At 71.5% G+C, this 11,970-nt stretch carries 10 protein-coding genes; 2 read left to right on the top strand and 8 right to left on the bottom strand.

Going from position 1 to position 11,970, the window contains the following annotated elements; translation table 11 throughout:
- Nucleotides 1-10: 10 nt before the first annotated feature.
- The 8 genes from V1634_RS19150 to V1634_RS19115 all read right to left on the bottom strand — a co-directional run bounded on the left by V1634_RS19150 (nucleotide 11) and on the right by V1634_RS19115 (nucleotide 9,136).
- Entirely contained in the window at nucleotides 11-1,096 is a 1,086-nt protein-coding gene (locus V1634_RS19150; protein WP_331209239.1) for a hypothetical protein, read from the bottom strand.
- A 23-nt stretch (nucleotides 1,097-1,119) separates the two neighbouring features.
- Complete coding sequence (locus V1634_RS19145; RefSeq protein WP_331209238.1) at nucleotides 1,120-2,928, bottom strand: beta-N-acetylhexosaminidase; 1,809 nt, start codon at nucleotides 2,926-2,928, stop codon at nucleotides 1,120-1,122.
- Entirely contained in the window at nucleotides 2,928-3,761 is an 834-nt protein-coding gene (locus V1634_RS19140) for a carbohydrate ABC transporter permease (RefSeq protein ID WP_331209237.1), read from the bottom strand. Before V1634_RS19140 ends, V1634_RS19145 begins: the two co-directional genes overlap by 1 nt.
- A complete protein-coding gene (locus V1634_RS19135; protein WP_331209236.1) occupies nucleotides 3,762-4,661 on the bottom strand; it encodes a carbohydrate ABC transporter permease in 900 nt (299 codons plus the stop codon). It lies immediately after the preceding gene.
- Nucleotides 4,662-4,667: 6 nt separating this feature from the next.
- A complete protein-coding gene (locus tag V1634_RS19130; protein ID WP_331209235.1) occupies nucleotides 4,668-5,954 on the bottom strand; it encodes an extracellular solute-binding protein in 1,287 nt (428 codons plus the stop codon).
- 171 nt (nucleotides 5,955-6,125) lie between these two features.
- Complete coding sequence (locus V1634_RS19125) at nucleotides 6,126-6,506, bottom strand: RidA family protein (protein WP_331209234.1); 381 nt, start codon at nucleotides 6,504-6,506, stop codon at nucleotides 6,126-6,128.
- A 3-nt stretch (nucleotides 6,507-6,509) separates the two neighbouring features.
- Nucleotides 6,510-7,811: an amidohydrolase/deacetylase family metallohydrolase gene (locus V1634_RS19120; RefSeq protein ID WP_331209233.1), complete on the bottom strand. Its 1,302-nt coding sequence runs from the start codon at nucleotides 7,809-7,811 to the stop codon at nucleotides 6,510-6,512.
- Complete coding sequence (locus V1634_RS19115; RefSeq protein ID WP_331209232.1) at nucleotides 7,808-9,136, bottom strand: helix-turn-helix domain-containing protein; 1,329 nt, start codon at nucleotides 9,134-9,136, stop codon at nucleotides 7,808-7,810. The genes V1634_RS19120 and V1634_RS19115 overlap by 4 nt, the downstream gene beginning before the upstream one ends.
- 153 nt (nucleotides 9,137-9,289) lie before the next feature.
- Between V1634_RS19115 and V1634_RS19110 the strand changes: the two genes are divergently transcribed.
- Nucleotides 9,290-10,531 carry an alanine racemase gene (locus tag V1634_RS19110; protein WP_331209231.1) on the top strand — a complete coding sequence of 414 codons (1,242 nt, stop codon included), beginning with the start codon at nucleotides 9,290-9,292 and terminating at the stop codon, nucleotides 10,529-10,531.
- Between the two features lie 293 nt (nucleotides 10,532-10,824).
- Nucleotides 10,825-11,931, top strand: coding sequence for a sugar phosphate isomerase/epimerase family protein (locus V1634_RS19105; protein ID WP_331209230.1), 1,107 nt, complete (start codon nucleotides 10,825-10,827; stop codon nucleotides 11,929-11,931).
- Nucleotides 11,932-11,970: the final 39 nt, after the last annotated feature.

Below are 11,970 nucleotides of genomic sequence, written 5' to 3'. Positions count from 1 at the left end.
GTCCGTCGCGCTACCGTTGCCGGATCAGTCCTCCGGTGTTGTCCCAGCCGGTTGCCGCGACGAGTCGTCCGCCGCTGACCATGGTGGCGGGGACGTTGAAGCCGTAACGCTGTTGTGCGACGCGGCCACCGGGCCTGCGGTCGAACGCCTGGCAGCCGACCATCGAGGTGGCGGCGCCGTCGGCGACGTAGAAACCGTCAGCGGTGTTGGCGGTGCCCTGCACGTCGTACATGGCGGCGGTGTCGGCGACACAGCCGACGAAGGTGTTCCGGTCCCACTCGACGTACCAGCCGTGCAGCCTGGTGTCCTGGGACTCGCAGCCGACGAACTTGTTCCGGTTGGCCCTGATGTGCCAACCGTAGCCCCGGGTGTACCAGGACTTGCACACCTGGAAGAAGTTGTTGGCGGCGTTGGCGCCGACGTAGAAGCCGGCGTTCGCCCCGGTGGAGTCACGAGTGGTCGCCTCGCAGGCGTGCCACCAGTTGTCCGGTGCGTCGATCATGAACCCGTACTGGCCCGCGCCGCGTACCCGGAGCCGGCTCGTCACCGTGGCCTGGGTGTCCGTACCCCGGTAGGCCACACCGTCCTGGACCGGGTTGTAGATCCAGATGTTGTCCAGGCGACACATCGAGTCCGGTTCGCCCTTGTAGTTGCCCTCGGTGCCGACGATGTGCACGTCGATGCCGGTCGTGGCCCGCTGCTGGCAGTCCAGCACCAGGTCGCCGACGTAGACGCCGTCGGTGGCGCGGCCCTGACCGATCTCGATCATCGCGGTCACCGACGACTGGGCGACGATCTCGGTGAGCCGGCCCACGCCACGGATGGTGCAGCCCCGGGTCGGCACGATCGGCGCGGCGATGGTGTACCTACCGGCGCCGAGCTGGACTGCCGTGGCACCCGCGCTGATCGCCGCCTGGATGGAGCCGCCCGGAGCGACGTACTCCCACGGTCCGACAACGGCGGCCGACGCGGGCTCCGGGTCGAACATGCCGGCACCGGTCACGCCCGCCAGACCCGCCATGGCGAGGCCGCCGCCACGGATCATCGAGCGTCGGGAACTTCTCCTCGGCGTCGGCTCCGGGTGTGTACTGTCCACGGCTTGCGGTATCGACACGGGGGTCAGCCTCTCTGCTGGTACGCCAGGGCGCCGGATCCGGCGAGCATTGTTCCAGATAGGACAGTCGAGGCGCTGCCCCGGATCATGAACTCGACGAAGCGACCGGACAGCCGGGATCGGGCGGAGTCGGCCCAGCGTCGGAACCGGGTTCGGCCCCGGGGGGGTCGCAGCACGTTACCGGTGAGCTTGGCGAGTTCGGCGTCCCGGTCGGCCCGCTGGCGCGGCCAGCCCGCCGCGTCCGGCCGGCGTTGCCACGGCAGCGGCCCGGCCGGCGGGCGATACTCGACACCGAGCGCGTCCAGCCGGGGCAGGTGCTCCCGCAGCCGGTCGCCGAAGCCCTCGGCAGAGTCCGGCGGCGACCAGACCGCCTCGGCGAACGCGGAGAGCCGGGGAAAGGCCAGGAAGTCGACGGTACGTGGGTTGTCGGCGTGCTCGGTCCAGAGGTTGCACTGGGCGCCGACGATCCGGTGCCGCAGCTCGGCCGGCAGTTCGGCGGGTACCGGTTCGAAGGCCCGGACGTCCGCGACGGTGAGTACGGTGCCGACCGGGATCGGCTCCTCCGGCCGGTCCGACTGCCGGTAGTCCAGGTAGGCGGAGGTGTCCCAGCAGGAGACGACGTCGTGCCCGGCCCGGGCCGCCGCGACGGCCAGCGCCGGCCCGCGCCAGGCCGCCACCGTCGCCTCGCCGGGCAGCCCGCCCTCCAGCACCTCGTCCCAGCCGAACAGCACCCGGCCGCGGGCCGCCAGATGCCGCTGGAGCTGCCGGACGAACCAGCTCTGCAACTCGTCCTCGTCGCGCAGCCCCAGCTCGTGTCGGCGCCGCTGGGCGGCCGGGCTGGCCCGCCACTCGGACTTGTCGCACTCGTCGCCGCCGATCCCGACGTGCCGGCTCGGAAACAGCTCCAGCACCTCGTCCAGCACGTGCCGGACGAAGTCGAGGGTCCCGTCGGAGACGTTCAGCACCCGCCGGGAGACTCCCCACCGGGTCGAGACCGCCACCGGTTCGCCGGGGTCGTTGCCGAGTTCCGGGTACGCGGCGATCGCCGCCTGGGTGTGCCCGGGCAGGTCGATCTCGGGTACCACGGTGACGAAGCGCTCCGCCGCGTACCCGACGATCTCCCGGAGGTCGTCCTGGCTGTAGTAGCCGCCGTGCGGTCGGCCGTCGAAGCGCTCGTGCTGGCGGGAGCCGACCATCGACTCGGGCCGCCAGGCGCCCACCTCGGTCAACCGGGGGTAGCGCCGGATCTGCACCCGCCAGCCCTGGTCGTCGGTGAGGTGCAGGTGCAGCACGTTCAGCTTGTGCGCGGCGAGCAGGTCGACGAAGCGCAGCACCCCGGCGACCGGCATGAAGTGCCGGGCCACGTCGAGCATGCAGCCGCGCCAACCGAACCGGGGCGCGTCGGTGATGTCGACGGCCGGCACCGGCCACGGACCGGCCGAGACCCGCGCCCGGCGGTGCACGGCCGGCGGCAGCAACTGGAGCAGCGTCTGGGTGCCGTAGAAGACGCCGGCCGGCGCGCCACCGGTGATCGTGATGCCGTCGGGGCGTACCCGCAGGTGGTAGCCCTCGGCGGGCAGCGCCGGGTCGACGGCGAGCGCGATGCTGCCTCCCCCGGTGACGGCGCCACCCCCGTTGCGAGCGCCGTCACCGGGGGAGGGGTCCGGCAGGGGCAGGCCGGTGGAGCGGGAGAGGGTCTCCCGGAACAGCCGGGCCACCCCGGCGCAGCCGGCGTCGGCGCGCAGCGTCGTCGCCGGGCCGAGGACGAAGCTCCCGGACCCCGCGCGGGTGGTGAGCGGACGGGGCAGCGGCATCAGTCCTTCACCGCCCCACCGAGCCCGGAGACCAGCCGGCGCCGGACGAAGACGAAGAAGACCAGTACCGGAACGGTCATCAGGGTGGAGGCGGCCATGATGCCGCCCCAGTCGTTCTCGTCCGGCTTGAAGAAGACCAGCAGCGCGGCCGGGAGCGTCTGGTTCTCGGTGGCGCTGATGATGAAGGTCTTGGCGAAGAGGAAGTCGTTCCAGGCGGTGATGAAGGAGAAGACGCTGGTGGCGGCGAGACCGGGCGCGATCAGCGGGAAGAGGATCCGCCACAGGATGGTGAACCGGGAGGCACCGTCCATGGTGGCCGCCTCCTCGACCTCGGGCGGCACCGCCGCGACGAAGCCGCGCAGCATCCAGATCGCGAACGGCAGGCTGAACGCCAACTGCACCAGTACCAGCGAGCCGAGGGTGTTCAGCCCGACTCCGGGCACGGTCCGGCCGAGGTCGCGGATCTGGAAGAAGAGCGGGATGCTCAGCGCCTCGACCGGCACCATCTGGGCGATCAGGAACATCACCAGGACGGTGCTGCGGGTCCGGAACCGGTAGCGGGTCAGCGCCACCGCGGCCAGGAAGGCGACCAGCGCGCTCAGCGCGACCACGGCCAGCGCCACGACCAGGCTGTTCAGGAAGTACCGGCCGAAGCCGCTCACCCCGAGCGCCGAGCGGAAGTGGTCCAGCGTCGGGTGCAGCGTCCACGGGCGCGGGTCGGCCGAGAGGATCTCGCCGGTCGGCTTCAGCGCCGACAGCACCATCCAGTAGATCGGAAAGACCGTGACCAGCGCGACCAGGATGGCGATGACGTCCGCGACACGACGACGCAACTAGAGCACCTCCCCGGTGCGGCGCAGCGCGCGCAGGTAGAAGAGGGTGACCGCCAGCAGGATCAGGGTCATCACGATGCCGATCGCCGAGCCGAGGCCGTACTGGGACGAGGCGAAGGCCTTCTGGTACGCGTACACGTTGAGCACCATGTTCTGGCCGGCGATGCCGCCGCCCCGGGTCATCACGTAGATCTGGGTGAAGACCTTGAAGTCCCAGATGATCGACTGGATCACCACGATCGCGATCAGCGGCCGCAGCATCGGCACCGTGATCCGGCGGAACACCGTGGCCGCACCCGCACCGTCCAGCGCCGCCGCCTCCAGCACCGACGGCGGGACGGCCTGGATCCCCGCGTACAGGGTGATCATCACGAACGGGAAGGAGTGCCAGACCACCACCGCGCCGACCAGGGCGAAGGCCACGGTCCGGTCGTAGAGCCAGTTGTAGCCGTCCAGCCCCAGCACCTCGTTGACCAGTCCGAGGTTGCTGTCGAAGAGGAAGATCCAGACCACCGAGCCGGTCATCGCCGGCGCCGCCCAGGCGGTGAGCGCGGCGTACGACAGCAGGGTCCGGGCCAGAGCGCCGATCCGGGTCATCAGCACCGCCAGCGCGGCACCCAGGGCGAGGGTCACCACCACGCAGCCGGCGGCGAAGACCACCGTCTGACCGAGCACGGTCCAGAACGCCGGATCGCCGAAGAGGGTACGGAAGTTCCCCGCCCCCACGAACCGGGCCGGCTCGCCGCCGGAGACCTGCGGCTGCCCGTAGTCGAAGAGGGAGAGCAGGCCGAGCTGGTAGAGCGGGTACCCGAACATCGGCACCAGCACGGCGAGCGCCGGCAGCAGCAGCCAGAGCGGCATCAGCCGCTGCTGCCGGCGGATCGTTGCGGAGGAGGGCACCGCTGGCTACTTCCCGAACGCCGCGGTGATCTGGGTGTTCGCCTCGGCGGCCGCGGCGTCGACGGTGGCCCGCCCGGTGATCACCTTTTGCAGCATGTTCGGCAGGATCTTCTCGGCGTCGATGGTGGTCCACGCCTTGTCGACCGGGACGAACCTCGTGCCCGCCTCCATCGTCTCGACGAACGGCTTCAGGAACGGCTCCTTGGCGATCACCTCGGTCCGGCCGGACCTCATCGCCGGCACGAAGCCCATCGCGTCGTAGAGCTTGAGGGTGTACTTCTTGCTCGCCAGCAGTTGCATGAACTCGACGGCCAGGCTGCGGTGCGTGGTGGAGCGGAACACCCCGAGGCTGCTGCCGCCGGCGAAGGCCGGCGCGATCGAGCCGGGCTTGGCGCCGGGCAGCGGCACCACCGCGTACTTCCCCTTCACCGCACCGGCCTCGACCGCCGAACGGTTGAAGTTGCCCAGGATGCCCATCCCGGCCCGGCCGGCCGCGAACGCCTCGACGGTGCCGCCGCCGGTCAGGTCGACGCACTGCTGCGCCGGGCAGATCTCCGGGCTGAACAGGTCGGTGTACGCCTTGATCCCGGCCTTCGACCCGGGCGAGTCGATGGCCGCGGTGTACTTCCCACCGGAGTTGGTCGCGATGTCGCCCCCGGCGTCCCAGACGAACGGCAGCGCGCCGAAGGTGTAGAGCCCGCCGACGGCGATCCCGAGCATGTCCTTGCGTTCGGCCCGGATCGTCTTGGCGGCGGTGACCAGTTCGGCGTACGAGGTCGGTGGCTTGAGCCCGAGTTCGGTGAAGACGTCGGTGCGGTAGTAGAGGGCACGGACGCCGATCCACCACGGCACCCCGTACGCCTTGTCGGCCACGGTCACCGTCTGGACCAGGTCGGCCGGCAGGTCGGCCGCCTCGGCCCACTTCTTGTTCTCCTCGGTGACGTCGGCCATCCCGCCCGAGGCGACGAAGTTGGCCAGGTCGGTGTTGCCGACCTCGGTGACGTCCGGCGCGCTCGCCGGGTCGTTCAGCGCGCCCTTGTACTTCTCGGCCCGGGTGTCGGTGGCCAGGTAGCTGACGTCGACCTTCACGTCGGCGTTCTTGGCGGTGAACTCGGCGATCGCCTCGTTGACCACCGCCTCCTTGGCGGCCCGGTTGGCCTCGTCGAAGAGCCAGACCCGCAGGGTGCCGGTCCGGCTGTCGGTGCTGTCGGTGGGCGCGTCGGTGGAGGGCGCGCAGGCGCCGGCGCCGAGCGCCAGCGCGAGCAGCGCGGGAATTGCCAGGAGTTTCCGCACGGGCTTCCTCCTCGAATAACGAGCTAGGTTCGTAATTAGGTCGATATGGATGTCATCCAGGCTGGGGTTCCGCCGGCTACCCGTCAAGTAACAATTTCCCTGCTCAGAGCCGCTGCGAGGACAGCGCGGAACCGCCGTCCGGCCCGGCCGGACGGCACTGCCCGGGACGGCTCAGTCGCCCAGGTAGAGCACCGCGTCGATCTCGATGTCGAAGCCCTCCAGCGCCACCGGCAGGGTGGTCCGGGCCGGCAGGTTCTCGGTGCCGAAGAACTCCCGGTAGATCTCGTTCATCGCCGGGAAGTCGGCGAAGTCGCGCAGGTAGACACCGACCCGTACCGCCCGGTCGAGGTCACCGCCGGCCGCCTCGGCCACCTTCGCCAGGTTGCTGAACGCCGCCCGGGCCTGCTCGGCGAAGTCGCCCTGCACCCAGGCACCGTCCGGACGCACCGGGCAGGCCCCGGAGAGGTACGCGAAGTCCCCGGCGAGCACCGCGTGCGAGTACGGCCCGCCGGGCGGCGCCGCCTGGTCGGCCACGACGATCTGCTTGGGCATGGGTCAACCTCCGTGTCGGGGAAACTGTTCGGCGAGCCCGTCCGGACCCACCAGGGGTGGAGTGAGAAGTCGGCGTACCGCCCGGTCCCGGTCGGCCAGCGCTGCCCGCTGCGCCTCGGTGAGCGGAATCCACGGCGGCACGGGTTCGGGCTGCCGGGGCGGCAGCAGCCGGCCCGCCCGGTAGGTCAGCTCGTTGACCAGCCGCAGCGGTGCGTACCGGCGCTGCCCGTGCACGTCGACCAGCTCGTGCCGGCCGGGTTCGGTCGAGAAGACCGCGAGATCGGCCGGGGCGCCGACCGCGAGCGTGCCGACCCCGTCCGCCAGGCCGAGCGCCCGGGCCGGTCCGACGGTCGCCGCCGCCACCACCTGGGGCAGGCTCATCCCGACCGCCAGCATCTTGGCCATCGTGGTCGGCAGGTCGAAGACCGGTCCGTGCAGCGACCGGCTGTGCAGGTCGGTGGAGACGGCGTGCGGCGGCATCCCGGCCGCCAACTGCGCCTCGAGTACGTCGAAGGCGAAACCGCCGGAGCCGTGCCCGAGGTCGAAGCGCACCCCCGCCTGGTACGCCTCCTTCGCCGCCGGGTCGAAGCCGTCCGGTCCGGCCGCGATGCCGCTGGCGCAGTGCGTGATCAGGTCACCGGGGCGCAGCAGCGGCAGCATCTGCGCCACCGTCGGCGGTGCGGCGCCGATGTGCACCATCACCGGCAGCCCGCACTCCTGCGCCGCCTCGACCGCCCGGCGCAACGGGGCCAGGCCGTGCGTGCCGACGTTGTGCCGGTCCATCCGTACCTTGATCCCGACGATGCGCTCCCGGTGCGCCCGTACGGTCGCCACCGCCAGCTCGACGTCGCAGTTGGCCAGTTCCCGGGACTCGCCGACCGGGGCGACCAGCCCCACCGCCGAGATGTTCAGCAGTGCGGGCACCCGGACGGTGTACCGGGCCGAGGCGGCGGCGAAGGCCGCAAACCCGTACGCCCCGGCGGAGCCCGCGTCCACCCAGGTGGTCACGCCGGAGCGCCAGGCCACCGGGTCGGGGTCGATGCCCCAGTAGGTCGCGCCGGCGTGCACGTGCGTGTGCAGGTCGACCAGGCCGGGCGTGACCAGCCTGCCGGGCAGCTCCACCCGCTCGGCGGCCCGGTCCCGGGGCAGTACGGGTGCGACCGCCGCGATCCGGCCGTCCCGTACGGCGACGTCGTGCCGCCCCGTCCGGCCGGTACCCGGGTCGAGCAGCTCCGCGCCGGTGAAGAGCAGGTCCCAGCGTTCCCGTCCGGGCTCGACGGTGGGCTCGACGGCGGGCCCGGTCACCGGACCGCCTCGGTCGGGGTGGCCGCCGGCCCTGCCTCACCGGCGGCGCCGATGCGCAGCCGGTAGAGCCGGGCCGGGCGACCCTTGCGGTGTACCTGGGTGCTGCCCTCCACCTCGACCAGTCCCGAGTCGCTCAGCTTGCGGATCAGCCGCCGACCGCTCGGGTCGGTGATGCCGAGCTGCTGGGCCAGGTCGGCGGGGGAGATGGCCCGACCCTCCAGCGACCGTTCGATCGCCGCGAGCCGGGACAGCGTCGCGGCGCTCAGCCCCACCTCACCGGCGAGCCGTTCGAGTTCGGCGCCGTGTTCCCGGTAGGTGAAGGCGAGCGCGGCCCCGGCCGGGCTCATCGGGCCGATGATGACGCCACCGTCCTCGACCAGGTACGCGCTCGGCGACTCCTCCTGCTCGGCACGGGCGACCGCCCGTTCGGCCAGGTGCAGGCAGCTCCGGGCCGAGGCACCCACCCCGAACCCGGCCGCCACCCGGATGCCGAGGGTCTCCTGCGCCTGGCCGAGCGCGGGCAGCGACACCCAGCTGTTGGTCGCCTGTTCGAAGAGCGCCTGGTGGGCGAAGACCACCACACCGCGCCGGCCCCGGTTCTCGATCCAGGCGTCGCCGAACTCCGGCGTGTTGAGCAGCAGGTTCATCAGTCCCACCCGGGCCCGGTCCAGGTCGAACTGCGGCCCGGCCCGACCGACCAGGAAGATGCCGGCGGCGAAGCGCAGCGCACTGGCCTGCTTGGACTGGATCTGGAGGGCCAGCTCGTGGAGCTGGGCCCGCAGGGTGGCCGGCCCGGGCAGGCCGCCGAGGACCCGGGTGCTCTCCGGTAGCTGGGCGGCGACCGCCGTACGCAGGCTGATCACGTAGTCGGCGCCGGTCCGGGCCAGCGCCGCCCGGTGGAACGCGACGATCTCGGCCACGCTCTGCTCCGGGTCGTACGGCAGGCAGTTGATCTGCGTCCGGTCCAGTTCCAGGGCCCGGGCCACCTCGTCGACGGTCTGGACGTCGTAGGTGTCGATGCTCACCGGGGTGGGCCGCCAGCCCCGGGACAGCGCCTTGAACAGCGCCAGCGACAGGTCCAGCCCGGCCGAGCGCAGGATCGCCACCGGCAGGTCCGCCGGGAGCAGGTCCCGGCACTTCGCGTACGGGACCGGGCCGAGCAGCAGGCCGTCGACGCGTTGCCGGGCGAGCAGGCCGTCGACGAGTCTCCGGACGTCGTCCTCGTGCTCGTAGACGACCCACTCCAGCGTCACCCCGGCCAGCGTGCGCGCGGCGTCCTCGAAGACGGCGCGGTGGCTGGCGTGGATGACGAGACCGATCACCATCCGGCTCCCCAGGTTCGAAAATGGTCCGTTAACGGTGGCGCGGATAGCCTCGCCCTGCCGGCCCTCCTCGTCAAGTCGTTGACGAAGAAGGTTCGCTTCGGGCAGGCTGGGCAGCCGACAGCGAGCCACATCCGAACCTGTCCGGGGAGAGCCGTGCGCCACCAACTCGACGACCCCGCGCTCGACTGGCGCGCCAGGGGGTTCTGGCAGCCCGACGAGCCGGTCCCGGACGCGGCGTTCGGCGCCGCCGGGCACTCGCTCTTCGGCGGCGCCGTCACCTGGCCGGTACTCGCGGTCCGGCGTTCCGCCGTCGCGCACAACATCGCCACGATGGCCGGGTTCTGCGCCCGGTACGGCTTCTCGTTCGCGCCGCACGGCAAGACCACCATGGCCCCGTCGCTGCTCGACGCCCAGTTGTCCGCCGGTGCCTGGGCGATCACGGTGGCCACCGCCAACCAGGCGCTCGCCTGCCGGGCCCTCGGGGTACCCCGGGTGCTGCTCGCCAACGAACTGCTCGACCCGGCGCCGCTGCGCTGGCTGGCCCGGGAGGTCGACCGGGGTTTCGAGGCACTCTTCCTCGTGGACTCGCTCGCCGGGGTCGAGGCGATCCGCGCGGCCCTCGCCGACCAGCCGGCCGGTACGCCGCTGCGGGTGCTGGTCGAACTCGGCTTCCCCGGCGGGCGGACCGGCTGCCGCACCGTCGAGCAGGTGGTCGAGGTCGCCGAGGCGCTCGGCGCGACCCGGCGGGTACGCCTCGACGGCGTCGCCGGTTACGAGGGCGGATTGCCGGACGGCGCTGCGGTGTCGGCGTACCTGCGGCGGCTCCGGGCGGCGGCGACCGAGCTGGCCCGCCGTGGGCTGGTCGGCCCGGAGGTGGTGGTCAGCGCCGGTGGCAGTGCCTGGTTCGATCTGGTCGCCGAGGAACTCGGCGGTGCCTGGCTGACCGGTCACGACCTGCGGGTGGTGCTGCGCAGCGGCGCCTACGTCACCCACGACCACGGCTTCTACGCCGAGCACACGCCGTTCCGGCGGATGCCGGGCCAGGGGCGGCTCGACGCCGCACTGGAGCTCTGGGCGCAGGTCACCTCCACTCCGGAGCCGGGGCTGGCGATCGTCGGGATGGGCAAGCGGGACGCCCCGTACGACGAGGGCCTGCCGGTGCCGCTGCGGATCCGGCACCGCTCCGGCGAGGAGCACGCGGTCACCGGGATGACGGTGAGCCGGCTCAACGACCACCACGGCTATCTCGCGGTGCCGCCCGGCGTCGAGCTGCACCCCGGTGACCTGGTCTGCTTCGGCATCTCCCACCCGTGCACCGCCTTCGACAAGTGGCGGGTGCTGCCGGTGGTCGACGACGACCAGACCATCGTGGACCTGCTGCGCACCTACTTCTGACGAAACTTTCCGTCGGGCACGGCGAACTTTTGTAGATCGCGACCAAAGTTGCCGAGCTCTACTCTTTTCTTCTGGCGGCACAGCCTCTAGCGTGTGTCTATTCGTAACAGAGACGACCGCTGATCGTCATATCTCGCGTCCGGCCCGCCACGGCCGCGACGTACGTTCCGCGCGCCGCGAGTGGCACGTGAGCGCGCCCGTACTCCTCGACCTCTTCGCGAGGGCACTCACCGGAGCATCCGGGCTGTCCAACGAGGAGCCCTTGAATCGATCCAATCGGGAAGGTGCAGGACATGGGGAAGACGCAGCGCGAACCGATGGACCCGGCCGAACGTCGTCGGCTCACCCGGCGGAGCATCCTGGCCGCCTCGGCGGGCGCCGCCGCCGCGCTCAGCGCGGTCGGCGCCAACGTGGTCCGGACCGAGACCCCCGCCGTCGCGCACGGGCAACTGCGGGCCGAGCCGCTGATCCCGAGCCGCAACCGGGGCATCATCCTCTACAGCGTCCGGGACCGGATCTCCGCGGCACCGGACGACAGCGGTGTGCCGTACGGCTTCGAGCGGGTGCTGGCCCGGATCGCCGAACTCGGCTACGAAGAGGTCGAGTTCGCCGGCTACACCCAGAGCCCGGAGATCCTGGGCCGGCAGATCACCCCGGCCGAGATCCGCAAGATCCTCGACGACAACGGGCTGGTCGCCAACGGCACCCACACCTCGATCAACCCGGCCACCTTCGAACAGCAGATGGACATCGCCGAGACGCTCGGCATGCGGAACATCGGCACCGGCAGCGACCCGACGAACTCGGCGTACACCTCGGACTGGGACGCGGCGGCGGACGTCTGGAACGAGCTGGGCCGGCAGGCCCGTCGGCGCGGGCTGCGGCTCTACACCCACAACCACGACACCGCGTACTCCTTTCTGCTCGACGCCGGGCCGCTGGACGCGAACGGCAAGCCGACCCGCTCCTCCGGCACCCGCCGGCTGGAGTACTTCTTCCGGAAGACCGACCCGAGGTACGTCTTCTTCGAGCTGGACATCTACTGGGCCTACGTCGCCCGCTTCAAGCACCAGAAGTACGTCGACCGGTGGGGCCGGGAAAAGACCGACCTCTTCGACCCGATCCTCAACGTGGTCTCGCAGAGCAGGCGGTTCCCGCTCTTCCACGCCAAGGACGGCAACCGGAACGCCGCACTGGCCAACGGCTACGAGATGACCCCGCTCGGCGAGGGCGACATCAACTTCCAGCAGTTCTTCCAGACCATCGGCGACCCGGACTTCCGGCACGCCAACTGGGAGCAGGACACCGCACCCGGCGGCGCGGCCAACCCCGGCCAGTCGCTCGACTTCGCGGCGCTCAGCTACACGAACATGTCGGAGCTGACCATCTACCGCCGGTGACCGCCCACCTCCCGTAACCCCCTACGGCGTGCAGACGGA

The sequence above is a fragment of the Plantactinospora veratri genome, assembly GCF_036421995.1.
GTDB classification, from domain to species: Bacteria; Actinomycetota; Actinomycetes; order Mycobacteriales; family Micromonosporaceae; genus Plantactinospora; species Plantactinospora veratri.
The sequence above is the reverse complement of the archived record's forward strand: the minus strand, read 5'-3'. Positions and strand labels throughout refer to the sequence as shown.

Bases quoted from the DNA above. Each gene is read 5' to 3' on its own strand.
- V1634_RS19145 (WP_331209238.1), bottom strand. From the start codon at position 2,928: ATGCCGCTGCCCCGTCCGCTCACCACCCGCGCGGGGTCCGGGAGCTTC.
- V1634_RS19125 (WP_331209234.1), bottom strand. From the start codon at position 6,506: ATGCCCAAGCAGATCGTCGTGGCCGACCAGGCGGCGCCGCCCGGCGGG.
- V1634_RS19115 (WP_331209232.1), bottom strand. From the start codon at position 9,136: ATGGTGATCGGTCTCGTCATCCACGCCAGCCACCGCGCCGTCTTCGAG.
- V1634_RS19105 (WP_331209230.1), top strand. From the start codon at position 10,825: ATGGGGAAGACGCAGCGCGAACCGATGGACCCGGCCGAACGTCGTCGG.